26 protein-coding genes are annotated in these 23,385 nt (G+C 69.7%); 15 read left to right on the forward strand and 11 right to left on the reverse strand.

From position 1 onward, the window contains the following. Positions 1-12: 12 nt before the first annotated feature. Complete coding sequence (gene poxB, locus AB7E03_RS08885) at positions 13-1,746, reverse strand: ubiquinone-dependent pyruvate dehydrogenase (RefSeq protein WP_489941064.1); 1,734 nt, start codon at positions 1,744-1,746, stop codon at positions 13-15. A gap of 104 nt (positions 1,747-1,850) precedes the next feature. On the opposite strand from poxB, the gene AB7E03_RS08890 reads away from it, so the two are divergent. Together AB7E03_RS08890 and AB7E03_RS08895 are read left to right on the forward strand one after the other, a co-directional pair. Continuing rightward, positions 1,851-2,480 (forward strand): ScbR family autoregulator-binding transcription factor, encoded by a 630-nt coding sequence (locus tag AB7E03_RS08890; RefSeq protein ID WP_489941065.1) that lies wholly within the window; start codon positions 1,851-1,853, stop codon positions 2,478-2,480. Positions 2,481-2,702: 222 nt separating this feature from the next. Further along, positions 2,703-3,086: a DUF3566 domain-containing protein gene (locus AB7E03_RS08895; protein WP_489941066.1), complete on the forward strand. Its 384-nt coding sequence runs from the start codon at positions 2,703-2,705 to the stop codon at positions 3,084-3,086. On the opposite strand, the gene AB7E03_RS08900 is transcribed toward AB7E03_RS08895, so the two are convergent. Next, positions 3,067-3,633: a TetR/AcrR family transcriptional regulator C-terminal domain-containing protein gene (locus tag AB7E03_RS08900; protein WP_489942891.1), complete on the reverse strand. Its 567-nt coding sequence runs from the start codon at positions 3,631-3,633 to the stop codon at positions 3,067-3,069. The genes AB7E03_RS08895 and AB7E03_RS08900 overlap by 20 nt on opposite strands. Positions 3,634-3,735: 102 nt before the next feature. Between AB7E03_RS08900 and AB7E03_RS08905 the strand changes: the two genes are divergently transcribed. The 4 genes from AB7E03_RS08905 to AB7E03_RS08920 are packed head-to-tail and all read left to right on the forward strand — an operon-like array spanning position 3,736 to position 5,997. Continuing rightward, positions 3,736-4,386, forward strand: coding sequence for a biotin transporter BioY (locus AB7E03_RS08905; RefSeq protein ID WP_489941067.1), 651 nt, complete (start codon positions 3,736-3,738; stop codon positions 4,384-4,386). Further along, on the forward strand, positions 4,383-5,072 hold the full coding sequence (locus tag AB7E03_RS08910) for an energy-coupling factor ABC transporter ATP-binding protein (protein ID WP_489941068.1): 690 nt from the start codon (positions 4,383-4,385) through the stop codon (positions 5,070-5,072). Before AB7E03_RS08905 ends, AB7E03_RS08910 begins: the two co-directional genes overlap by 4 nt. Further along, the gene (locus tag AB7E03_RS08915; RefSeq protein WP_489941069.1) at positions 5,066-5,677 is read left to right on the forward strand and encodes an energy-coupling factor transporter transmembrane component T; all 612 of its coding nucleotides are present in this window, start codon (positions 5,066-5,068) and stop codon (positions 5,675-5,677) included. The genes AB7E03_RS08910 and AB7E03_RS08915 overlap by 7 nt, the downstream gene beginning before the upstream one ends. Next, positions 5,674-5,997, forward strand: a complete 324-nt coding sequence (locus AB7E03_RS08920) for a CHY zinc finger protein (RefSeq protein WP_489941070.1) — start codon at positions 5,674-5,676, stop codon at positions 5,995-5,997. Before AB7E03_RS08915 ends, AB7E03_RS08920 begins: the two co-directional genes overlap by 4 nt. Before the next feature lie 4 nt (positions 5,998-6,001). Here the strand turns inward: AB7E03_RS08920 and AB7E03_RS08925 are convergent, their stop codons facing one another. The 5 genes from AB7E03_RS08925 to AB7E03_RS08945 all read right to left on the reverse strand — a co-directional run bounded on the left by AB7E03_RS08925 (position 6,002) and on the right by AB7E03_RS08945 (position 13,296). Continuing rightward, positions 6,002-6,334, reverse strand: coding sequence for a hypothetical protein (locus AB7E03_RS08925; protein ID WP_489941071.1), 333 nt, complete (start codon positions 6,332-6,334; stop codon positions 6,002-6,004). A gap of 2 nt (positions 6,335-6,336) precedes the next feature. Then, the gene (locus tag AB7E03_RS08930; RefSeq protein ID WP_489941072.1) at positions 6,337-6,771 is read right to left on the reverse strand and encodes a GNAT family N-acetyltransferase; all 435 of its coding nucleotides are present in this window, start codon (positions 6,769-6,771) and stop codon (positions 6,337-6,339) included. A gap of 31 nt (positions 6,772-6,802) precedes the next feature. Continuing rightward, positions 6,803-7,702 carry an NADP-dependent oxidoreductase gene (locus AB7E03_RS08935; RefSeq protein WP_489941073.1) on the reverse strand — a complete coding sequence of 300 codons (900 nt, stop codon included), beginning with the start codon at positions 7,700-7,702 and terminating at the stop codon, positions 6,803-6,805. A 93-nt stretch (positions 7,703-7,795) separates the two neighbouring features. Beyond that, complete coding sequence (locus AB7E03_RS08940) at positions 7,796-8,416, reverse strand: TetR/AcrR family transcriptional regulator (protein ID WP_489941074.1); 621 nt, start codon at positions 8,414-8,416, stop codon at positions 7,796-7,798. Between the two features lie 104 nt (positions 8,417-8,520). Then, positions 8,521-13,296 carry an ExeM/NucH family extracellular endonuclease gene (locus AB7E03_RS08945; RefSeq protein WP_489941075.1) on the reverse strand — a complete coding sequence of 1,592 codons (4,776 nt, stop codon included), beginning with the start codon at positions 13,294-13,296 and terminating at the stop codon, positions 8,521-8,523. A gap of 165 nt (positions 13,297-13,461) precedes the next feature. On the opposite strand from AB7E03_RS08945, the gene AB7E03_RS08950 reads away from it, so the two are divergent. After that, positions 13,462-14,337, forward strand: a complete 876-nt coding sequence (locus AB7E03_RS08950) for a LysR substrate-binding domain-containing protein (RefSeq protein WP_489941076.1) — start codon at positions 13,462-13,464, stop codon at positions 14,335-14,337. A 144-nt stretch (positions 14,338-14,481) separates the two neighbouring features. Then, positions 14,482-14,967 (forward strand): DUF805 domain-containing protein, encoded by a 486-nt coding sequence (locus AB7E03_RS08955; RefSeq protein WP_489941077.1) that lies wholly within the window; start codon positions 14,482-14,484, stop codon positions 14,965-14,967. 19 nt (positions 14,968-14,986) lie between these two features. Here AB7E03_RS08955 and AB7E03_RS08960 read toward each other — a convergent pair whose 3' ends face one another. After that, on the reverse strand, positions 14,987-15,499 hold the full coding sequence (locus tag AB7E03_RS08960) for a hypothetical protein (protein ID WP_489941078.1): 513 nt from the start codon (positions 15,497-15,499) through the stop codon (positions 14,987-14,989). 172 nt (positions 15,500-15,671) lie between these two features. Between AB7E03_RS08960 and AB7E03_RS08965 the strand changes: the two genes are divergently transcribed. From AB7E03_RS08965 to AB7E03_RS08975, 3 genes are all read left to right on the forward strand, one after another. Then, the gene (locus AB7E03_RS08965; RefSeq protein WP_489941079.1) at positions 15,672-16,841 is read left to right on the forward strand and encodes a toxic anion resistance protein; all 1,170 of its coding nucleotides are present in this window, start codon (positions 15,672-15,674) and stop codon (positions 16,839-16,841) included. Positions 16,842-16,850: 9 nt separating this feature from the next. Then, positions 16,851-17,228: a DUF2200 domain-containing protein gene (locus AB7E03_RS08970; protein ID WP_489941080.1), complete on the forward strand. Its 378-nt coding sequence runs from the start codon at positions 16,851-16,853 to the stop codon at positions 17,226-17,228. 112 nt (positions 17,229-17,340) lie between these two features. Beyond that, complete coding sequence (locus AB7E03_RS08975) at positions 17,341-17,514, forward strand: hypothetical protein (protein ID WP_441781263.1); 174 nt, start codon at positions 17,341-17,343, stop codon at positions 17,512-17,514. Between the two features lie 11 nt (positions 17,515-17,525). On the opposite strand, the gene AB7E03_RS08980 is transcribed toward AB7E03_RS08975, so the two are convergent. The 3 genes from AB7E03_RS08980 to AB7E03_RS08990 all read right to left on the reverse strand — a co-directional run bounded on the left by AB7E03_RS08980 (position 17,526) and on the right by AB7E03_RS08990 (position 20,407). Beyond that, positions 17,526-18,191, reverse strand: a complete 666-nt coding sequence (locus AB7E03_RS08980; protein WP_489941081.1) for a class I SAM-dependent methyltransferase — start codon at positions 18,189-18,191, stop codon at positions 17,526-17,528. 67 nt (positions 18,192-18,258) lie between these two features. Then, positions 18,259-19,296, reverse strand: coding sequence for an alpha/beta fold hydrolase (locus tag AB7E03_RS08985; RefSeq protein WP_489941082.1), 1,038 nt, complete (start codon positions 19,294-19,296; stop codon positions 18,259-18,261). Positions 19,297-19,339: 43 nt separating this feature from the next. Continuing rightward, on the reverse strand, positions 19,340-20,407 hold the full coding sequence (locus AB7E03_RS08990) for an NAD(P)H-dependent flavin oxidoreductase (RefSeq protein ID WP_489941083.1): 1,068 nt from the start codon (positions 20,405-20,407) through the stop codon (positions 19,340-19,342). 119 nt (positions 20,408-20,526) lie between these two features. On the opposite strand from AB7E03_RS08990, the gene AB7E03_RS08995 reads away from it, so the two are divergent. From AB7E03_RS08995 to AB7E03_RS09010, 4 genes are all read left to right on the forward strand, one after another. Then, complete coding sequence (locus tag AB7E03_RS08995) at positions 20,527-21,762, forward strand: multidrug effflux MFS transporter (RefSeq protein ID WP_489941084.1); 1,236 nt, start codon at positions 20,527-20,529, stop codon at positions 21,760-21,762. Beyond that, positions 21,759-22,025, forward strand: coding sequence for a LapA family protein (locus AB7E03_RS09000; RefSeq protein WP_441781258.1), 267 nt, complete (start codon positions 21,759-21,761; stop codon positions 22,023-22,025). The genes AB7E03_RS08995 and AB7E03_RS09000 overlap by 4 nt, the downstream gene beginning before the upstream one ends. A gap of 248 nt (positions 22,026-22,273) precedes the next feature. Next, complete coding sequence (locus tag AB7E03_RS09005; RefSeq protein WP_489941085.1) at positions 22,274-23,002, forward strand: alpha/beta fold hydrolase; 729 nt, start codon at positions 22,274-22,276, stop codon at positions 23,000-23,002. Next, positions 23,002-23,376: a cupin domain-containing protein gene (locus AB7E03_RS09010; RefSeq protein WP_489941086.1), complete on the forward strand. Its 375-nt coding sequence runs from the start codon at positions 23,002-23,004 to the stop codon at positions 23,374-23,376. The genes AB7E03_RS09005 and AB7E03_RS09010 overlap by 1 nt, the downstream gene beginning before the upstream one ends. Positions 23,377-23,385 lie beyond the last annotated feature (9 nt).

Below are 23,385 nucleotides of genomic sequence, written 5' to 3' on the forward strand. Positions count from 1 at the left end.
CCGCGGCCGCCATCAGTCGAACAGCCGGCGGAACACGTTGGTGTCGGCCAGGTCGATGAGCTCGTCGCCACGGCCGTTCATGATGGTGCGCAGCGCGTACAGCGTGAAGCCGGCGACCTGCTTCGCCGTGATCGCCGGCGGGATGCTCAGCTCCTGACGCGCGGTCACCACATCCACCAGCGCCGGTCCGTCGTGGGCGAAGGCGGTCCGCAGCGCACTCTCCAGCTCATCCGGCTTCTCCACCCGCTGCCCGTGCAGGCCCGCGGCCTGTGCGATCTGCGCGAAATCGGGGTTCTCGAGCCCTGTGCCGAAGTTCACGAACCCAGCGGCCTTCATCTCGACCTCGACGAAGTTGAGCGACGAGTTGTTGAAGACGATGATCTTCACCGGGAGCTTGTTCTGGCGCAGTGTCAGCAGCTCGCCGAGCAGCATGGCGAGGCCGCCGTCACCCGCGAGGGCGACCACCTGACGCTGCGGGAACGCTGTCTGAGCACCGATCGCCTGCGGCAGCGCGTTGGCCATGCTGCCGTGCGTGAACGAGCCGATCAGGCGCCGGCGTCCGTTCATGCGCAGGTAGCGGGCGGCCCACACGACCGGCGATCCGACATCCGGGATGAACACGGCGTCGTCGGACGCCAGCTCGCTGATCAGCCGGGCGACGTACTGGGGGTGGATGGGCGTGCGGTTCCGGTCGTTCACCGCGAGGTCGTCGAGGCTCTTGCGCGCCTTGGAGTAGTGCGAGAGCGACGACTCGAGGTGCTTCCGGTCCTTGCGCTCGCTCAGGAGCGGCAGCAGGGCTTCGACGGTGTCCTTCACGCTGCCGACGAGCCCGAGATCGAGCGGGACGCGGCGCCCCAGATTCTCACCGCGGAGGTCGACCTGGATGATCTTCGCCTTCGACGGATAGAACTGCTGGTACGGGAAGTCGGTGCCCAGCATCAGCAGCGCGTCGCACGACTCCATCGCGCGATACCCGGACGAGAAGCCGAGCAGGCCGGTCATCCCGACGTCGTACGGGTTGTCGTACTCGATGAACTCCTTGCCGCGCATCGCGTGGACGATCGGCGCCTGCAGCGCTGACGCGATCGAGACCAGCTGCGGGTGCGCGCCCTCGGCTCCGGCGCCGGACAGGATGGTGACCCGCTTCGCGGTGTTGAGGATGTCGGCGGCCGCCTGAAGCTCGGGGTCGGTGGGGCGCGTCACGCGCGGAGAAAAGGCGATCGGCGCGGACTTCCGACGGCCGGCGCTGTCGGCGAGGAAGATCTCGCCCGGGACGACGACCACGGCGACGCCCCGGCGCTCGACCGCGGTGCGCATCGCGATCTCGAGGATGCGCGGCATCTGGTCGGCCTGGCTGACCAGCTCGGTGTAGACGCTGGCCTCGCGGAAGAGCTCCTGCGGGTGCGTCTCCTGGAAGTACCCGCTGCCGATCTCGGCGCCCGGGATCTGGGCCGCGATGGCGAGAACGGGCACGCGACTGCGGTTCGCGTCGTACAGGCCGTTGATGAGGTGGGTGTTGCCCGGGCCGCAGCTTCCGGCGCACACCGCCAGCTGGCCCGTGAGGGCTGCCTCCGCTGACGCGGCGAACGCGGCCGCCTCCTCGTGCCGCACGTGCTCCCAGGTGACGCCGTCGTTGCGCCGGATCGCGTCGGTGAAGCCGTTCAGCGAGTCCCCCGGGATGCCGTACACGCGGGTGACCCCCGCATCCCGCAGGATCTCGACGGTGGTGTCGGCGACAGTGGGCATGGGCGTCTCCCCTCGGCACGGCGGTTCGTTCTGGGCCAACGCTACGCCCGCCACGTGAACTGTTCAGCCACCGCATGGCAAGTGTGCGTTAACGTGAGCGCATCATGGTCAAGCAGGAGCGAGCGCAGGTGACGCGGGAGTCGATCGTGGCCGGTGCGGCCGCGGTCTTCGGCCGCCGCGGATACGGTCTCGCCTCCATCGCGGACATCGCCACCGAGTCCGGAATGACGAAGGGCGCACTGTACTTCCACTTCCCGTCGAAGGACGAACTCGCCCGGGCAGTGATCGCCGAGCAGCACCGCCGGACGATGGCCGCAGCGGCCGAGGCGATCGAGGAGGGACGCCCGGGGCTGGAGACCATGGTGCTGCTGAGCGCCGTGCTCGCGCGCCAGCTGCTGACCGATCCGGTGGTGCAGGCGGGAATCCGGCTGACGACGGACGTCTCGCTCTTCGACCCGCCGGTCACCGAGCCGTATCAGGACTGGCTCAGTACATCGGAGGCGCTGTTCCGCCAGGCGGTGGACGAGGGCGACCTGCGCGCGGACCTCGACCCGGGGATGCTCGCGAGCGTCGTCGTGCCCGCCTACACCGGCGTGCAGCTCCTCTCGGAGACGATGACGAACCGGGCGGATCTGCTGGAGCGCGTGCGCGACCTGTGGACGGTCCTGCTGCCGGGGATCGTGCCGCCGTCCGAGTGGGAGCGGCTGCGGGACCTGCCTGAACTGATCCGCTGATCGCTGCGCGACCCGATCGCACCCGAACCGACCCGGCCGCAGCGCCCCCAATCCGCTACGGCCGCGCCGGGGGTATGGAGGCATTCTATGCTAGAACCGGACGATCGGTATGGACTCTCGGCGGACATCCAGCGCCATCGGCGAGGGCGGCGCGATCCCGTCCCGTAGACTTGGCCCCCGGGGAGCGCCGGCGACGGCGGAAGCAACATGGGGAGGGGCCGCATGCCGTCTCGGGGCAGCAAGCAGAAGAAGAAGCGCGCGACGATGCGGCTGGTCTACGTCGACTTCTGGTCCGCACTCAAGATGTCGTTCCTGGTGAGCATCATCGTGGCCGCCATCACCGTCGTCATCGGCTTGGCCCTCTGGGCTGCGCTCGAGCGATTCGGAGTGGTCGCCACGGCCAGCAGCTTCCTCGAGGACATCGCCGGTGTGCAGGGCGCCGACCTCGTGTCCGGGCTCACCTTCCCGAACGTCATGACGTTCACCCTGGTCGTCGCGCTGCTCGAAGTGATCGTGGTGTCGGCACTCGGAGCGATCTTCGCGGCGCTGTTCAACCTGGCCGTGCACGTCGTCGGCGGCTGGAAGGTCACCTTCGGGAGCGACTGAGTTCCAGTCCGCCCACCAGCAGGTCGACGCCGAAGGCGAACGCCGCAGCAGGGTCGTCCTCGTCCAGTGGTGAGCTCTCCCCGCCGGCGAGCACCCCGAGCGAGTCGTACTGCAGCCGCTGCTGCTCGTGCGAGACGTGGCCGAGCACGAAGTGGAGGAGCGCCGTCGCGGAGCGCCGCGAAGTCTCGGCGTCGAAGCCGCCGCGGGCGACCGCGCGGGCGAGCCGATCGAGCGTCTCGGGCGACCCGAGTCCGAGCGCGAGCGTGCTGGAGACCACCTCGGCGCCGTCGCGGTAGGCGAGGAGCGCGTCCCGCAAGGCTGCCGCCTCGGCGCGCACCGCATCCCGCCAATCGTCGAGACCGTCCGTACGGGCCCAGCCCGCCGGGCGCACCGCGACGATGCGGTCTGCCAGCTCGGCGAGGAGGGTCTGCTTGTTCGGGAAGTGCCAGTAGAGGGCGCTCGGCTGCACGTCGAGCGCCGCTGCCAGGCGTCTCATGGTCAGGTCCGGCAGCCCGAGGTCGTCGAGGATGCGGAGTGCTGCCTCCACCACGTCGTCTCGCGAATGCCGTCGACCGTTTTCGTTCCCTGCCACCTTCTCACTATAGTGAACACCGTTCAGGTGAACAGTGTTCAGGTAAAGGATGCGCTCATGACCCACCCCGCTCTCACGATCCCCCGCCGCCGGCTCGACGCGACCGACCTCGCCCGGGTCGCCGTGTTCGCGGCCCTGGTCGCCGTGCTCGGCCTCCCCGGCGGCCTCTCCGTCTTCGGATCGGTTCCGATCACCGCGCAGACTCTCGGCGTGATGCTCGCCGGCGCCATCCTCGGACCCTGGCTCGGCGCACTGTCGATGGCCGTGCTCCTCGCCCTCGTCGCGGTCGGACTCCCCCTGCTGTACGGCGGCTCGGGCGGCATCGGCGTCTTCGTCGGACCGTCCGCCGGCTACCTGTTCGGCTGGATCGCCGGAGCCTTCGTCATCGGACTCATCGTGCACGCGGCGGGTCGCAAGCCGGTGTGGTGGCGCACCTTCCTCGGGATGATCGTCGGCGGCATCCTCGTCGTCTACGTCTTCGGTGTGCCCGTCCAGAGCCTCGTCACCCGGCTGCCGCTCGACGCGACCGCGGCCATGAGTCTGGTCTTCATCCCGGGCGACCTCGTCAAGGCCGTCATCGCGACCGCCATCGTGATGACCCTGGTGCGGGCATACCCGCGCGCGTTCCGGCGCACCTGGACGACCGGGCGGACGGAGGCTCCGGCCGAGGCAGCGACGCCCGCACCGGCCGAGCCCCGGGTGCCGTGACCGCCGCGCTCCAGCTGGATGCGGTAGTCGTCCGCCTCGGCGAGGTGGACGCGCTGCACGACGTCAGCCTTGCGCTGGACGCCCGCACGGTGGCCGTCATCGGCGACAACGGATCGGGCAAGTCGACGTTCGCCCGCCTGGTCGCGGGGCTCCTTCCTCCGACGGCCGGCTCGGCACGGGTGCTCGGGCTCGACCCGGTGCGGGATGCCGCAATGCTGCGGCGCAGGGTCGCCGTGGTGTTCAGCAACCCGGACGCGCAGGTGGTCATGCCGACGGTCGCCGAGGATGTCGCCTTCTCTCTGCGACCGGACCGCCTGGGACGCGACGAGCAGCGACGCCGGGTCGACGAGACGCTGGAGCGATTCGGCCTGGAGTCGCTGCGCGACCGGCCCTCGTACGACCTGTCGGGAGGACAGAAGCAGCTGCTCGCTCTCGCGGGCGCCTTCGTCCGTCGCCCCGAGCTGGTGGTCGCAGACGAGCCGACCACGTTCCTTGACGCCCGCAACGCGCGACGCGTCGCGGAGTATCTGCTGGAGGACGCCGGCCATCGCCTCGTCCTGGTCACCCACGACCTCGCGCTAGCCGAGCGATGCGAGGCCGCGGTGCTCTTCGCGGGCGGCCGGGTCCAGGCGGTCGGACGCCCCGCCGAGGTGATCGCCGAGTACGAGGCGGCACTCGCATGCTGAGTCTGTACCGGCCGGGCGACGGCATCCTGCACCGCATGCCCGCGGGCCCGAAGCTGCTCCTGGTGCTGGTGGCGGTGCTCGCCGTCTCCCTGCTGCCCTCGCAGTGGTGGGCCGCGGTCGTCGCAGCAGCGGCCGCCGTCCTCGCCTACGCCGTCGCCGGACTTCGGGACGGGATGCTCGGGATGCGCGAGCTCGCCCGCGCGACGATCGCGCTGCGCTGGCTCATCGTGGTGACCCTCGCGGCGCAGCTGATCTTCCTGGGCCCCGAGGCGGCCGTCTCCAACACCGCCCGGGTGACCGCCGCGGTGCTCCTGGCGGGTCTGCTCGTGCTCACCACCCGCGTCACCGCGCTGCTGGATGCGGTCGAGCGCGGACTGCATCCACTCGGTCGGCTCGGCTTCGACTCGGAGCGCGCCGCCGTGCTGCTGACCGTCACGTTCACGACCGTCCCGGTGCTCGCCCGCCTGGCACGGGAGGTGCGCGAAGCGCAGCGCGCACGCGGAGGGCGGCCCGGGCTGCGGTTCTTCGCCGTGCCGTTCCTCATCCTGTCGCTGAAGCACGCCGACCAGCTCGGCGAAGCGCTGGCCGCACGGGGTGTGCGGTGAGCGCGCGGCCCCAGGTGCTCGGTCCGGTCGTCGACGACGAGACACGCTGCATCCACTACCGCTCGTCGCTGGATGTCATCGCGATCCGCTTCGCGTGCTGCGGCGAGTACTACCCGTGCCACCTCTGCCACGCCGAGTCCGCAGGGCACCCCGCCCAGCAATGGCCCGTGGACGCGCGCGCTGAGAGGGCGGTGCTCTGTGGCGTCTGCGGGCACGAGCTGACGATCGCCGAGTACTTCGTGGCCGACGCCTGCCCGGAGTGTGGCGCCGCGTTCAATCCGGGATGCCGCCTGCACACGGAGCTGTACTTCGAGGTGTGAGGGGCTACGTCGCGCGCTCCAGCTGCTGCACGTCCCAATAGACGCATTCGACGAGCGAGTGCGCAGGGCACGTCCGAGCGCCGGAGCCGTCGGAGACGGCGATGCGGTCGAACTCGCCGCGAGCCTTGTCGAGCAGAATGGTGAACTCGGCTTCGGTCACGACGCACTGGTCGGTGGTCAGCCATTCGCGCAGCAAGACTTCCACATCCTGGTGATAGACGCGGGAGTCAGCCCAGACACGTTGGACGATGCCCGCTATCTGGTCCTCGCGAGGCGCTGGCTGTGCGCCATCCATCACCGGGAAGTGCGGCGGATCCCTGCGCTTCTTGTCATTCATGATTACCTCCTGTCGGACTTCCGCATCCCAGGGAGTCCGGGGTCGACCAGGTCGGCGTACCCGGGGTTGCGATCGATGAAGGCCCAGACGATCGGGCACAGGATCGTGACCGTCTTGCCGCGTGTGCGCACATCTTCGAGGACGCGCCGGATCAGTTCCGTGGCGACGCCCTGGCCGCGGTACTCGGGGAAAACGGCGGCTGCGACCAGCACCAGCCGGGAGTCGGTGGCGACGTTGTAGGTCAGGCCGCCGATCACCGTGTCACCGGAAATCGCCTCGTAGGTGGAGATCGCGTCGTTGTCGTTGACGAAGAATGTGATGCCGGGCGCGTGGTCGTCGCTCACCTCGTCGATGAGGACCACTTGATCCTGGGTCAGGGTGCCGACCCCGTCCGGATAGCCGGCCTCGTCGGGGTACTCGAAGTCTGTGTTGGCCATGTTGGTTCCTTCGTGCGTTCGGGGTGGGGCGTCAGGAGCGGACACTGATCACGGTCTTGCCCTTGCGTCGCTGCGTCGGATTGAGCGCGGCGACGGCATCGGCGAGCGGGGTGACCTCGTCGATGTTCGTGCGGAGCCGGCCATCCCGGACGCGCTGGACGATCTCCGTGAGCTGCGACGGCACGGACTCGACGACGAAGTCGACGGAGAGGCCATCCGGTCGCACGTCGCCCAGCCCGGTGACGGTCACGAGCGTGCCGCCCGGGCGGATGAGGAGCGCAGATTTCTCTTGGATGTGCCCGCCAACGACATCGAACACCAGGTCGACGCCGCCGACCTCACCGAGGTCGTCGTTCTCGAGGTCGACGAACTCGTGCGCGCCGTAGTCGAGTGCCTTCTCCCGGTCGGTGGCACGTCCGGTGCCGATGACATACGCGCCGGCTTCACGGGCGAGCTGGGTCACCATCGTGCCGACGGCGCCGGCCGCACCATGCGCGAGCACCGTCTGCCCGGACCGCAGACGGCCGTGCTGGAACAGGCCCTGCCACGCGGTGAGGCCGGAGATCGGAAGGCTCGCGCCGACGGCGAAGTCCACATCGCCGGGAAGCGGCGCGAGGTTGCGGGACTCGACCGCCACGTACTCGGCGAGCGTCCCATCGCGGTGCCAGTCCGAGATGCCGAACACGCGCTGTCCGACCGTCAGGCCGGTGGTGCCGTAGCCCAGCGCGCTGACGACCCCGGCGAGATCGTGGCCGAGGATCGAGGGCGCGCGGTCTTTGCCCGCGCGGTCGGCCCAGGTGGACGGCCAGTCGACCTCGGTCGGAACGTAGGCCGCAGCGTGCACCTCGACGAGGACGTCGTTGATGGCCGGTGTCGGTTCGGGACGATCCACCAGCTGCATCCCGGCCGTTCCGTGTGCCTGATCGGTCACGACTATCGCCTTCATAGGGCTCCTCCATCCATGGTCGACCTCGTGGTCGTCCTTGGGAACATCCTAATTCAAAACGGGACTATTTGGTCCACTTTAGGCAGGTCGCAGGCTTTCGATGTGCGTGAGGGCCATGTCGATCGAGGTGGCCATGGGGGTCACATCGCGAGCCGTCTGAGCCAGCAGATACCCGCCCTGCACCGCGGCGAGGAGTCCCACGGCGAGTTCGTCGACCGGCGCATCGGCGGGAAGGGCGCCGTTCTCCTGGAGCCGACGAATCGCCCCCGCGAGGAGGTCCTTCCATTCGGCGAAGAGCGCCAGGAGTGCCCGGCGGGCGACGTCATCGTGGTCGGCGACCTCGGAGGCGAATGATCCGAGAGCGCAGCCGTAGGCGCCGTGGCGCAGCGCATTGTTCTGCACCAGCGCATCCCGCCAGCGCCGTAGACCGGCCATGGTCGAAACTCGGCCGAGAGCGTTCTGCTCGCGCAAGATCACGCGCTCGCCCATGAGCTCGATGACAGCGCGAACGATTTCGTCCTTGTTCGCGAAGTGGCGGTACAGCTGCGACTTGCTGACCCCGCTGGCTGCCAGCACGTCGTCGAGAGTGGTCGCTCCGACGCCGCGGGCGTACATCAGGTCCGCCGCCGCCGTGACGATCCGCTCACGAGTCTTCGCGCCGCGCGCGGTCAGGCGCGTGGCGGTCGTTTCGGCGGTCACGGACACCCCCTCATGGTACGTCGTCGATCGGGCAACGGCGGGTAACCCGGACGCACGGAACCCCGGGCGCGAGGTGTGCGCCCGGGGTTCCGTCCATCAGTCCGCTAGAACCAGCCGAAGACGCGGTCAAGCAGGTCGATCAGCCAGTCGAGCAGGGGGTTGCCGGTGTGCGGCTTCTCCGCCTTGACCTTCAGCGTCGTCCAGCCGACCACCCCGTTGGAGGCGTTCTGCACCGACAGCTTGTGCTGCCCGTTGCCCGCATCCCTCGGGAGGGCCAGCTTCAGCACGCCATCGGCCGGCACCTGCACCCAGCCGCCACTGATGTTCTGCGGCTTCGAGTACAGCCAGACCGACACCCACTCGCCGGCGTGCTGCTTACCGACGGTGACGAGTACGGCCTCACCGGGGCGGTAAGTGTCCTTGTCGACGGTGACCTTGTCCTCGAGCGCCTTTGTGAGCGCCGACTCCTTGGCCGCCTTCGGGTCGGTTCCCGGCTTCGGGTTCGAGGGAGCGTCCGCCACGGTGAGCGGGACGCGCACCGTCGTGCCGGAGTCGGGAGCGGTCAGCACGAGGGTGCTGGCACCGGCCGCATTCGCCGGGACGGTGAAGGCGACGGTGGCGTTGCCCGCGGCATCCACCGGCACCGAGCCGAGCGGGGCCGATCCGTTCCAGGAGAGGGTCAGCGTGGTGTTCGCCGGGCTGCCCAGCGAGGTCAGGTTCAGCTTGGACACCTGGAGGGTGACCTGCTGGCCGCGCTGCAGGGTGCCGGTGGGCACTCCGCTGACGCCGACGCCGCGCTTCTCGAAGCTCGGAGACAGCGGGCTGTTCTTCTGGATGTAACTGATCCACGCATCTCGGTCGATGAGACCCGAGTCCTTGGTGTTGGATCCGGCGGCGAAGGCCCGGAAGTTGTCACCGCCCTGGAGGAGGAACGAGAACGAGCCGATGCGGTACGACTTCGCCGGGTCGATCGGCTGACCGTTCACGGTGATGCTCGTGATGCGGTCGCCCTCCGGCCGGGTGGCGTCGTACGTGTAGCTGACGTTCTTCGACAGTCCCAGGTTCAGGAACGGGCGGCTCGGCACGGTTCCGTCGGCATTCCGCTGCCACTGCTGCTCGAGCGCCTGCTTGAACTGCGCCCCGGTGAGGGACGTGGTCCACAGGTTGTTCACGAACGGCAGCACCGCGTTGGCCTGGGCGTAGGTGACGGAGCCGTCCGTTCCGTAGAGCAGTTCGGCCCGGAGTCCGCCGGGGTTGACCACGCCGATCTCGGCGCCGCCCAGCTCCTGCGAGGAGAGGGACGACAGCAGCGAGTCCGCGACCAGGTTGCCGAGGGTGGATTCGCTCATCCGGTCATCGCGCGCACCGTTGAGGTAGGCCGTGGTGATGTCCTTCGTCACCGAGCCGACCTTCTGGTTGCCGATCACCGCAGCGTCGGCGAGCGCCTTGTCGACGATGGTCTTGACCGCAGCGACCCGCGGGTACGCGGCGACGAGTGCGTCGTCGGCGTCGGTCGTCCGGGCGACGTTGCGGGCGGTGTACGCGGTGACCGTGTCGGTCTCCGGGTCCACCGTCAGCTTCACCTGGCCGATGTTCTCGCCGTAGCTGCCGGTCTGGAGGATCGGGCGCGTCTTGCCCGCGACTCCCGGCACCGGGCCGTCCCACGCGTACTGCTTGTGGGTGTGGCCGGTGAAGATCGCCGCGACCTTCGCGCTCGTCTTGGTGACGATGTCGGCGAACGCACCGCCCGCCGCGACCTCCTGCTCCAGCGTGGCACCCTCCGGCGTGCCGAAGCCGGCGCCCTCGTGGTACTCAGCGATCAGCACGTCGGCCTCGCCGTTGGCGGGGTCGCCGTCGGTGAGCTCACCGGCGACGCGGTTGACCGCCTCCACCGGGTCGCCGAAGTCGAGCGACGAGACGCCGCCCGGCGAGACGAGCGTCGGGGTCTCCTGGGTGACCGCTCCGATGACGCCGACCTTCAGGCCGTCCACCGTGAAGGTGGCGTACTGCGGCAGCGCGGGCGTCTTCGTGCCCTTCTCGTAGACGTTCGCTCCGAGGTAGGAGAAGTCGGCCGCATCCTTCACCCGTCCGGTGAGGTCCGCGTACCCCTTGTCGAACTCGTGGTTGCCCACTGCGCTGGTCTTCAGCTCGAGAGCGTTCAGCACATCGATCGTCGGGATGTCACCCGCCGTCGCCGAGGCGAAAAGCGAGGCGCCGATGTTGTCGCCGCTGGAGAGGAACAGCGAGTTCGCGTCGCCGCCCTCCGCGCGCAGCTTCTCGATCGTCCCGGCGAACTTCACCGTGTTGGCGTCGATCCTGCCGTGGAAGTCGTTGATGTTCAGCAGGTTGAGCGTCACCGGCTTGGCCGCGAGACCGAGGCCCACCACGATCGGGTCGTGGTCGCTCGACCGGTACTGGTCGGGCGCGTAGAAGTTGGTGACGTTGTAGTTGTAGCGGCTGTACTCCAGCGCCACGGACTCGCCCGAGTTGATGTTCCAGACGTCCGCGCCGGTGATCGCCGCGTTCAACGACGGCGAGGCGAGCACGTGGTCGAGCGATCCGACCGTTCCGCCGAAGGAGTATGTCGCCTTCGTCGTGCGCGTGCTGACCTGGTCGACATATCCGGCGTCGGTCAGGACCTTGATCGGGTCCTCCTGCAGGTAGGCGTTGAAGTCGCCGATGAGGAGGACCTTGTCGGTCTTCAGTGCGGCCTTCCGCTCGTCCGCGAACGCGACCAGAGCGTGCGCCTGCTTGACGCGGGAGGCGTTGGATGCGCCCTGCCCGTCGCCCTGGTCGGCGTCCTCGCCCGAGCCGGAGCCCTTCGACTTGAAGTGGTTGACGATCGCGAGGAACGCCGAGGTGTCTTTCGCTCCGACCTTCTTGAAGGCCTGCGCGAGCGGCTGCCGGGCGTTCGAGAACGCCGGGTCGTCGAGGATCTTCGCGTCGCCGACCGGGACCGCATTCGCCTTCTTGTAGATGAAGGCGGTACGGATGACGTCCTCCGTCGCCGGAAGCGCCGACGGAGACTTCACGTACGCCCACACCTCGGAGCCGGCCGCGGCGTTGAGCGCTCCGACCAGGGTCGCGAGGGCCGAGTCGCGGTTCTCGCCGAAGCGGGCCGAGTTCTCGATCTCCTCCAGCGAGACGACATCCGCCGTCAGTCCGTTGATGGCCGCGACGATCTTGTCTTGCTGGCGCTTCAGGTTGGCGGCGTCGGCGGCGCCGCGGGCGTCGCATCCACTGTTGACCGTGATGGGGTTGCCGTCGCGGTCGGTGTAGAAGGTGCAGCCGCTCAGCTGGTCGCCCGTCGTGGTGAAGTAGTTCAGCACGTTGAACGTGGCGAGGCGGAGGTCGCCTCCGACGTTCTCGGGGGCCGCGGTGCGGGTGTTGGTGAACGTGACCGGCTGCACCGAGGCGGCGTTCGCCGGGGTGAGCTCAGCGGTGGGCTGGAACTTCCACGTGTTGTTGCGGTAGTCGAGGACGACCGGCTTGGTGAACGCGACCGGCTCGCCGACCCGGACCGGGTCGCTCAGCGACAGGTACGGCAGCGGCTTCGACTTGTTCGCGGCGCTCAGGAAGTTGGTCGAGGCACCGTCGTCGAGCGTGACCGCGCGGGCGGCGTTGTCGGCGACGACCGCGGCGTACTCGGGCGAACCGGGACGCGCGGCTTCGGTCGGCTGGACGAGCGGCTTGTCGCCGGCCGCGAGGGCGATCTCGCCGTACTGGTTGGACGCGTAGACGTCGGTGACGGTGAACGCGCCCTGCGGTGCGAGCAGCATCCCCTCGAGGCTCTCGCGCTGGGCCGCCGTGGCCGGGAGCCCGACCGTGACCGGCACCGGAGCGGTGACGGTGGAGGCGTCGAGCTTGGTCACTCCGGTCGCCGTGACCTCGGTGAGACCGGCGAACTCGCTGACCGCGCCGGTGACCTTCACGTAGTCGCCGACGGCGACCGTTCCCGCGAAGGACGAGCCGTAGACGAAGACCGCGTCGGACGCCGTGTGCGTCGCGAGGTCGACGGCGCCACCGGTGCCCGGGGTCTGGATGTAGAAGCCGTTGAAGCCGCCGGTCGCGTACTGCGCGGTGACGATTCCGGCCGTGGTGACGGTGGTGCCGGCCTTCGGGCTGGCGTCCCCCGTGCCCTGGATCTCGGCGATCGGCGTCGTGGTACCGTCTCCCGGCGTTCCCGGGTCACCGGTGCCCGGGTCGCCCGTCCCGGGGTCGCCGGGGGCCGATGCAGCGTTCTGCGGGGTGATCGTGGCGCTGAGCGTGAAGTCTGCGCTGTTGTCGTCGCTGTCGGCGAAGGTCGTGCGCACGAGCGACTTGACGTCGGTGTTGCCGGTCGGCGCCGTGGCCTTCGCCTTCTCGAACGTGTTGGAGGTGCCGTAGCCGAGGAGGTCGGCGACACTCGGGTTCCCGGTGACCGAGCCGGCCGGGAGGGTGATCGCCGACGCGCTCTTCGCGAGGATCAGCGTCCCCGTCGTCCCACTGGGGTTCAGGGCGTTGCTCGCGACATCCGGGGCCGGCAGCGCCTGCCCGTTGGTGCCGTTGGAACCGCCACCGACCAGGTAGTAGCCCTTGGCGCCGATCGATCCGGTCAGCGGGACGACGCCCGTCGAGGCGCCCGTCCCGGTGGCCGGCCGGTACTGGATGCTCCACCCGGCGAGGCTGACCGCACTGTCGCCCGGGTTGTAGAGCTCGACGAACTTGTTCGTGAAAGCCGCACCGGCGCTCCCGCCGGAGAGGTAGGCCTCGTTGATGACGACACCGCTGCCGTCCGTGCTGGCGTACGCGGGGGTCGCGACGAGCGCACCGGCAGCGAGGCCGGCTCCCGCAATGGCGGCGGCAGCGACGCGCGCCAGCCTGCCGAATCTGATTGACATTGTTCTCCTCGGTCGGTGAGGTGCGGGATGAGTCCGCGCTCACGCTAGAGACGGCATGGAACGGGACTGTTTCTCGTGTGTGAACGTACAGAAAACTCGTTGTGGGGTAGACCGCTCATTTGAGCACCGCCCGGGGGATATTCGGAATGCGCCATGATGAGAGGCATGCGGATCGACGAGATCGCCCACTTCCGGGCCCTGGCCGCGGAGGGCCATCCCGCCCTCGCCGCCGAAACCCTCGGCGTCTCCCAGTCGACGCTGACCCGCTCCCTCGCCCGCCTCGAGCAGGAGATGGGCGTCGAGCTCTTCGACCGCCGCCGCGGGCACCTCGAACTGAACCAGTACGGCGAGATCCTGCTGGCCCACGCCGTGCGCGCCGAGTCGGAACTGGAGAACGCGCGTGCCCGCATCGACGCGCTGCGCGACCCCTCCGGAGGGACCGTCTCGCTCGCGTACGTCTCCTCATTCGGCGGCTGGCTCATCCCCCGGGTGATCAGCGAATACCGCGGGCTGTTCCCCGACATCCGCTTCGTGCTGAACGGCGGGACAGCGGACACGGTGCTCGACGCGCTCCGCGACGGCGCGGCAGACCTCGCCTTCCTCAGCCCCGACCCGCGCGATCCGGAGATCGACTGGCAGCCGCTGACCGCCGAGCGGCTCGTGCTCGGGGTGCCGGAGGGGCATCCCCTCGCCGGCCGGGATGCGGTGAGCGTGCCGGACCTCGAACCGTTCGACCTGGTCGCCCTGCGGACGGGATCGGGCCTGCGGCACATCGCCGACGCCTACTTCGCCGCGCACGGCGTCGTCATGAACCCCGTGATCGAGGTGACCGAGCTGTCGACCCTGCGCGGGCTGGTGCGCGACGGCGTCGGAGCCGCGCTCATCCCGGACACCCCCGCAGAGCCCGGCATCGTCGCCGTCCCGCTGCGCGATGAGGCCACGCGCATCATCGGGCTGGCCCGCAACCGCACGCGCTCGCAGTCCGCCGCGGCCGAGCAGTTCGCCCGCTTCGTGCACGAGGAGCTCGACTCGCTCGGGTGAGTTGGGGTGAGGTCGGTGAACTGGGGTGAATTCCCGGTGGGCCACGCAGGACACGCCGCGTCACGTAAGACGCACAGGGGTCTTACATGCGGTTGACTATGCCCGCCCGATAACCCAGAACACGTGTCTTGGAAAGGACTCCTCGTGACGTCTCCGCAGTACCCGACCGCCCCCGCCGCTTCGCCCAACGGCGAAGCCCCGCTGTGGGCCCCGCTCTACGGCGCGTCCCTGGGGCAGGCCGTCCAGCGCTTCTTCAAGAAGTATGCGGACTTCACCGGCCGCGCCAGCCGCAGTGAGTACTGGTGGTGGGCTCTCGTCTCGATCGTCGTCGGCATCGTGCTCGAAGTCATCGCGCTGACGCTCGGCACCGCAGGTGCGACCTCCAACGGCGACGGCACCTCGACGCCCGGCCCGCTGTTCTGGTTGCCCGCCCTGCTGATCATCGTCTGGGGCCTGGGCACCGTCGTCCCGCACCTCGCGCTGACCTGGCGCCGGCTTCACGACGCAAACTTCGCCGGCCCGTTCTTCTTCCTGGGCTTCATCCCGTTCGTCGGCAGCATCATCGTGCTCGTGCTGACGATCCTGCCCTCGAAGCCCGAGGGTGCACGCTTCGACCGCCCCCGCGCTTAGCGGGAGCCGGGCCGGCTCCTCAGCAGGAGTCGGCCCACAGCCGGCGCGGCCGCTCGGGGTCGGTGTCGTCCAGTAGGACGGATGCGACCTCGCGCGGCGCGCCCACCGGATCCTTCTGCCCGGTGGTCACGAACGACCAGTCGGGGCTTCGCTCCGGGTCGTGCTCGACCCAGAGGGAGAAGTTCCAGAAACCCCGGAAGTCCGCGCCGAGGAGGCCCGGACCGTCCACCACGAGGACGCCGTCATGCGAACGGAACGGCGTCACCACCTCCGCGCGGAAGGCATCGGGCGTCGTCCCGGCTGCAACGCTCGCGCGCTCGGCCGTCTGGCCCGCGTCGCGCAGGGCCGCCGCGAAGAGTTCGGCCACGCGAGCCGGATCGGCCTCAGGGACGCCGGTGACCGCGACGAACCGGGGGCCTCGCGTGTAGTGCTGCAGGAACTCGGCCGCAAGCCCGGCGTAGAAGTCGCGGGTCTGCACCTCCATGCTCGCCGCATCCACGTTCGATGCATCCGCCTTGCTGGCGTCGGTCATCCTGAAGTCCCTTCCTTCGTCCCCACCAGAGTGAACGCTACGCGCCCGGCTCCGATTCCGGCATCCTCGCCCGGCGACCTCCCCTGAGCGTTCCCTGCGACCCCCTCCACCTCTTCCCTCTCGCGATATATCGTGTCACCATCGACTGTCACCAGGTGGGAGGAACAGTTTCATGCATGACACGCGCGAAGAAGACCTGCGGCCCCCGGACGCCGTCCCCGAGCTGCCAGAAGAGCAGGCTGTCGGCATGGTCGCCGTCTCGGCCGAACGCGAGGCCGAACTCGAGACCCGGGCGCGCGATTTCATACGCGAGCTCGCGGCTGCGGAACCCGGAAGCGACGCGTTCACGCGCAAGATCACGGGGTTCTCGCACCTCGGCGACGCGGAGATGCGCGCTTCCAGCGACGCCTCCCGGCAGCTGCTCAGCCGGCCCGCCTCCTCTCTCGCCGCCGCGCGCGGCAAGGCCGTGCGGTCCGACCCGCAGTACGGCGTCATCCGCACGCTGCAAGACCTCCGGGCGACGGTCACCGATTTCGACCCGCAGCACCTGACCGGCCACAACCGGATGCTGGCGCGCCTTCCCGGCGGCCGACGCCTCCGCCAGTACGTGCAGCGCTTCGAGTCGGCCCAGAAGCAACTCGACGGCATCGTGGCCGCCCTCGACCACGGCCAGGAGTGGCTCGGGCGCGACAACGTGGAGATCGAGAAGGAGCGGGCGTCGCTCTGGAAGACCACCGAACGGCTGAACGAGTACGTCGTGCTCACCGCCGCCCTCGACCGGGCGACGGTGGATGCCGCCGCCGACCTGCGCATGACCGATCCCGAGCGCGCGACGCTGCTCGAGAAGGAGGCGCTGTTCCCCATCCGGCAGAGGCGCCAGGACCTCACGGCTCAGATCGCCGTCTCCGTGCAGGCGTACCTCGCGCTCGATGTGATCAAGAAGAACAACGTCGAACTGATCAAGGGCGTCGAGCGGGCCAAGACGACGACGGTGTCGGCCCTGCGGACGGCGGTCGTCGTCGCGCAGGCACTCGAGAACCAGCGACTCGTGATCGACCAGCTGGCCTCCCTGCACCAGAGCACGAACGCGCTCATCGGCCGGACGGGCGAGGTGCTGCGGACGCAGACCGAGCAGGTCCAGAAGGAGCAGACGTCCTCCGCAGTGGATGTCGAGGTGCTGCAGCGCGCGTTCGACAACGTCTTCGCGACGATGGACAGCATCGACACCTACCGCACCGGCGCCATCGCGAGCATGGCGAAGACGGTGGACGCCCTCGACCAGCAGGTCGCCCGGTCGCGCGACTACCTGAAGCGCTCCCGCCCGAGCGAGCAGGGAAATTAGGCTGAACCGATGGCTCAGTCACGACTCTTCGGCATGAGTTTCGCCTCCATCTACCCGCTGTACGTCGCGAAGGTGGAGCGGAAGGGTCAGAGCAGGGAGGACCTCGACACCGTCATCTGCTGGCTCACCGGGTATGACCGCGACGGGCTGGATGCGGCGATCGCCGACGGCAGGGACCTCACGTCGTTCTTCGCCTCCGCCCCGGGGATGAACCCGGACGCCTCCCTGATCACCGGCATGATCTGCGGGATCCGGGTCGAAGAGATCGACGACCCCCTGCTGCAGCAGATCCGCTACATGGACAAGCTGGTGGACGAGGTGGCGCGCGGAAAGAAGATGTCGTCCATCCTGCGCGGCGGCGAGGCGGCCCGGTCTTCGCGAAGCTGATCAGGTCGCCTGTAGCCATCCACGAGTTCGGCGGTTAGCCTCAGCACAACGCAGCCCCGCAGCCCCAACGGACGGCAGCGACGGGACGGCAGCGACAGGGTGGGAGGACATCGTGGACGACCTTCGCGGATCAGCAGCAGACCGGCTCACGCAGCTCGACGAGATCACGGCGAGCGGTGAGGCCTCGAACGAATGGCTCGCGCGCCACCTGCGGTCGACACTGCAGGAGCTGGCCGAGGTGGAACCCGTCGTCGACGCCGAACAGGACCGCCGCGAGGACTACTGAACGCATCGCGCTCAGGCCCGCGCCACGCCCGCGATGTGGGTGTTGAACGGGAGGAACGGCGTGTGGATGCGGTATTGCTCCACCTCGACGTCGGCGAAACCGGCTGATCGCACGGCGCCTTCGAGGTCGCGCTCGCACGAGCAGCCCTCGAACGTCCACGCCCACGGCCGGCGGAGCATCCGCTGGCTCGTGCGGGTCGGGGTCCCGCTCGGCGCGACCACGTGCTCGACGAAGCGGAACGTGCCGCCGGGACGCAGGATGCGGCGGACCTCCGCCAGCACCGCATCCACGTCGCCCACCGAGCACAGCACCAGCGAGGAGATGACCGCGTCGACGCTCTGGTCGGGGAGGCCGGTCTGCTCCGCCGTGCGCTCTCGGAGGTCGAGGGAGATCCCCCACTGGGTGGCGGCGGCGCGCAACCGGTCGTGCATGTAGCGGTTGGGCTCGATCCCGACCAGGGTCGCACCGGCCGGCACATACGGGAGATTGGCGCCGACTCCTGGACCCAGTTCCACGACCGTGCCGGTGAGCCCGGCGAAGACCCGCTCTTTGCGTGGCCGCATGGCGGAGTCGAGGTACGGGCCCATCGCGGCGAAGAACGCCGCGTTGAACCGTCCGCGTCCGCGGTGCAGTTCGAAGCCGGTCGCTGCCGGATCGCCGATGGTTGTTTCGCTCACGTCTGACCCTGCCTGGTGTGTCATGTGTCCACTGTGTCGCGCGGCGGGCGGCCGGTCAGGCGTGGAACTACCCCACTTGGCCGTGCCCCGGCGGCTCCTCCCTGCCCGCGTACCAGGCCGCGATCTGCGCGCGCGAGCGGAATCCGAGGCGGAGCCGGATGCGCTCCACGTGTCCCTCCGCCGACCGCTCGTCGATGCCGAGCCGCTCGGCGATCTCCCGGTTGGTGCGTCCCGCGCTGACGAGCGCGGCGACCTCCCGCTGACGCGGCGTCAGCATCCCCGGGCCGGTCCGTGCGACGCGCAGCCCCAGGAACCGCCGGATCGTCGCCGACAGCTCGTGCACGTCCCCCGCCCACGGCAGATGCGAGCGCCCGGGGAGCACGACCAGCCGAGCACCCTCGATCGCCTCTGCGAGCGCGACCGCCTGGGCGACGGGAGCGGCGCGGTCGTCGGTCCTGTGAACGACGAGCGTCGGGATGCGCACCTGCGGCAGGAGGCCGGTGATGTCGAGCCGGTAGCTGAGCCCGAGCAGCGCCTGCGCCGTAGCGGCATCGGAGGACGCCCGCTGGTAGCGCCCGAACGCGGACCGCGCGGCGGCCGGCGCATCGGGCGCGAAGATGTCGGTGAGCACGTCCGATCCGAGGCCCCAGTGCGACCCGACCAGAGCGAGCACGTGCTCGCGCGCGTCGGGTGGCGAAATGTTCTCCCCCGACACCCAGCCGCCGTAGACCACCAGCCGGCGCACGGTCTCGGGATGGGCAGCCGCCCAGGCGACGGCGACCAGGGCTCCGAGCGAGGTGCCGATCAGGTCGACCGGTCCGTCGCCGGCCGACGCGATGACCGCGGCGAGCTGCTCGAGTTCGAACTCGAGTGAGGGCGGACGGCGGAGAGGGCCGGAGAGACCGCATCCCGCACGGTCGTAGCGGACCAGGCGGCATCCCTCGGCGAGGCTCTCGTAGAAGGCGCGCTCTTCTGGGAGCTGCCAGCCGAGCTCGAGGTGACTGAGCCATCCCGAGACGTAGACCACCGGCCGGCCCTCGCCGACCGACGCGACGGCGAGCTCGGTGCCGTCGGCGGTGGTGACCCTGGTCAAGTGCTGCTGCACGGCTCCATTGTTGCGCGCAGGCGGTGCGGGCGGCCCGGTCGGCTCAGCCGAGTCCCTCTGGCACACCCGCCGCGAGTTCGGCGAAGACGTCGCTCGCGTCGTCGAACCGCGACAGGCCGGCGCTCTGCCCCATCCAGAGCGACAGCAGTTCGGCGCGGCCCTCTTGCGCTGCCCGGCGGCGGAAGACGCCGGTGAGGATGTTCTGCAGCGGGAACGAGGCGGACCCGCCGCGCTCCTCGATGGTGCGCACCGCGTGGTTGGGCAGACCACGCGCGGCCCGGCCGCTCATCGCCCGGGTGAGCACCGTCTCGTGCGCGTCCGCTGTGCGGATGCGGTCGCGATGCACCGCCGGCGCGACCGACTGCCGCGTCGCAAGGAACGCGGAGCCGACCTGGACTCCGGCGGCTCCGAGCGCGAACGCCGCCGCGACTCCGCGCCGGTCGGCGATGCCCCCCGCGGCGATCACCGGAACATCCACGGCATCCACCACCTGAGGGATGAGCGACAGCCCGCCGACGAGACTCGCCTCCGGGGTGCTGAGGAAGGAGGGACGGTGCCCCGCGGCCTCCATGCCGGACGCGACGATCGCGTCCACTCCGCCGACCTCCAGCGCCCGCGCCTCCGGAACGGTCGTCGCCGTACCGATCACGCGGATGCCGCGGCTGTGCGCGTCCTCGACGACCTCCGCCGGAGGAACGCCGAAGATGAAGCTGAGCACCGCGGGCTCGGCGGCGAGCGCCGCCTCCAGCTGCTCGGCGAAGTCGGGCAGCGGGGCGACCGGCCACTCCGGCGGCTCCACGCCCGCTTCGGCGAAGAGGTCGGCGAGGCCCGCGATCGCCCGGTCGAACTCGGCGCGGTCGAAGCGGTCGGCCGGAGCGTGCTCCTCCGGTGCCTGGAACGGCAGCCAGAGGTTCAGCGCGAAGGGACGCGAGGTAAGGGCTCTCACTTTGCTCGCGATGGCGGAAATCCGTTCGCCGCTCAGGCCGTAGAGCCCGAACGAGCCGAGCCCTCCCGCTTCGCTCACGGCCGCGGTCAGCGCGACCGACGACATCCCGCCGAAGGGGCCGAGTACGACGGGCGTCTCGATCGCCACCAGACTGCGTAGATCCATCCAGGAGCCTCCCACCGTTCGCGGCCCTCAGTATAAGTCGGGCACCGCCAAAGGTTCCCTGCCGGTACACCTCTCATCAGGGGCTCCCTCCCGATCGAACGGGCCGGGAGGCTGGAGGCATGTCCGCATCCATGGCCCCTTCTCGCACCGGGAGCAGCCGCCTGCTCCCGTCGCTGCTTCTCCTGCTGACGGTCTTCGGTCCGATCTCGATGGACCTGTACCTCCCCGCGCTCCCCGCGCTGACCCGGGAGCTGGGCGCGGCGACCTCCGTCGCCCAGCTGACGGTGACCGCGTGCCTCGTCGGGCTGGCGATCGGCCAGCTGGTCGCCGGTCCGTTGTCCGACCGGTTCGGGCGACGCGGGATCCTGCTGATCGGCATCGTCGCGTATATCGTCGTCTCCGCGCTCTGCGCCGCCAGCCCGACGGTCGGCCTCCTCATCGCCGCACGGCTCGCGCAGGGTCTCGCGGGCGGGGTCGGCATCGTCGTCGCACAGGCCGCCGGCCGCGACATCTACTCGGGAGGTGCCCTCATCCGGTTCTACGGACGCCTCACCGTCGTGGGCGGATTCGCCGCGATCGTCGGTCCGCTGCTCGGCGGCGCGCTCAACACGGTCGTCGACTGGCGCGGGCTGTTCGTCTTCCTCGCTGTGGCCGGGGCCGCCATCCTGCTCGTCACCCTGGTGGTGTTCCGCGAGACGCTGCCGGTCGCGCAGCGGGTGACCGGCGGATGGTCGCACACGCTCCGCGACTACCGGACGCTGCTCGCCGACCGGGTGTTCCTCGGCGCGGTCCTCAGCCAGGGGTTGCTCTACGCCGCGCTGTTCGCGTACCTCTCCGGCGCCACGTTCGTGCTTCAGGACATCTACGGGCTCTCCCCGCAGGGCTACGCCCTCGCCTTCGGTCTGAACTCCGCCGGGTTCATGGTCTTCGGCTACCTGGGCGGGCGCGCTGCGGAGCGCTGGAGCATCCCGGGCACCCTCGCCGTGGGCACCGTCGTCGCGGGCTTCGGCGGTCTGGGACTCCTCGCCTCGGGCATCACACCCCTGCCGCTCTGGGTCGTGATCGTCTCGCTCTTCGCCCTGGCGAGCGGTGTCGCGATCTCGTCCCCGCCCGCCACCACCCTCGCGCTCGCCGAGTATCCGCGCATCGCCGGGACGGCATCCTCCCTCCTCGGGATGGTGCGCTTCGGATTCGGAGGCATCTCCGCACCGCTGGTCGGGGTCGCCGGCGCGCTCAGCATCCTGCCGCTCGGCATCGTCACCACGGTGTCGGTCGTGCTCGCCGGCGCAGCGTTCCTCGTGCTCGCACGACGACCCTCCCCTCGGCGCGAGGACGCCGCCATACTGAGCGCATGAGCGACAGGGGAACCGGCCGGGCCACTGACGAGAGCGCGTTCGTGCGATTCCTGAAACGGAAGTGGCTGGCGATCGTGCTGATCGCTCTGCTCGTGATCGTGGCCATCCAGAACGGGGTCGGGAACGACCAGGCGACCATCTACGTGCTCTGGACCCAGGTGCAGATGCCGACGTGGCTGCTCGTCCTGATCGTGTTCCTGATCGGCGGCATCACCGGCTGGATCCTCGCGCGCAACCGCGCCGCGCGCAGAGCCCGGCGCTGAGCTGCCCGGCAATCGAAGGAGATCCGGTCGTCTCACCGGCGAATCTCCGTCACCACTGCCATTCGAAGGAGATGAGAGCGGTTGCATCCTTCGTTACGCGGTCAGCCGTTTGCAGCCGTCCCTAGCCCGTCTAGCTTTCCTGCACCTACACTGACCGCATCGTCGTCCGGATGACCGGCACCGGCGGGCGTTCAGCGGCGACCCGTCAGCGAGCCGAACCGCTGAACCCCTGGTGAATGGATGACATGATGACCGATGCTCGAAACAGTGGCGTGACCGTGGTGCTGGTGCACGGGGCGTTCGCCGACGCCGGAAGCTGGGCTCCCCTGGCCGAGATCCTCCAGCGAGAGGGAGTCGCCGTGCTGGCGCCCGCCCTGCCGCTGCGCGGCATCGCCTTCGACTCCGACTACATCCGGAGCGTCTTCTCGCAGGTCGACGGACCGCTGCTCGCGGTCGGTCACTCGTACGGCGGCGCCATCATCACGAACGCCGCGACCGGGCTCGACCAGGTCAAGGGACTCGTCTTCGTCTCCGGGTTCGCACCGGAGGAGGGGCAGACGCTCGGGGAAGTAGAGGGAACCTCCCGCGACAGCGCCCTGGCGCCCGCACTCGTGCAGAAGAACTATCCGGTCGGCGACGGCACGACCGCCGTCGAGCTGTACGTCGCCGAGGCAGAGTTCCCCCGTGTGTTCGCCGCCGACCTCCCCGACGCGCTGGCGAAGGTGCTCGCCGCATCCCAGCGCCCGGTGGCCGCGGCCGCCTTCGAGGAGAAGAACGGTGTTCCGGCGTGGAAGTCGTTGCCGTCGTGGGCCGTCGTCGCCACCGGCGACAAGGCCGCCGGGTCGGATGTGCTGCTGGAGCTGGCCGAGCACGCGGGCGCGCAGATCACCACCCTCGAGGGCTCGCACCTGATCATGGTGTCGCAGCCGCAGCGTGTGGCCGACGTCATCCTGGAAGCGATCCGGGCGGTCGCCTGATGGCCGACGGGCCGGCGAAGCCGCACCCGCCGGACGCCCTGGCGGGCACGCTGAAACGCACCGAGGTGCAGCGGCGGGAGTCCTCCATCCCTGGTCGCATCATCGTGCAGGTGCTCACCGAGATCCCCGAGGGCGTCGAATCGGGATGGCACACGCACCCGGGCGAGGAGGTCGGATACATCGTCGCGGGCACGGTCGAGATGCGCATCCACGGATCGGACACGCTGCTGCTCCACGCCGGTAACGGCTTCCTCATCCCTCCCGACACCCCGCACAACGCCCGCGACCTCGGCCCGGGCGTCGGACACATGCTGTCGACCTACATCGTGTCGCCGGAGGCCCCGCTGGCGAGCTTCGTCGAGCCGGCCGGCTGAGCCGGATTC

The sequence above is a fragment of the Leifsonia sp. RCC_180 genome, from assembly GCF_058138205.1.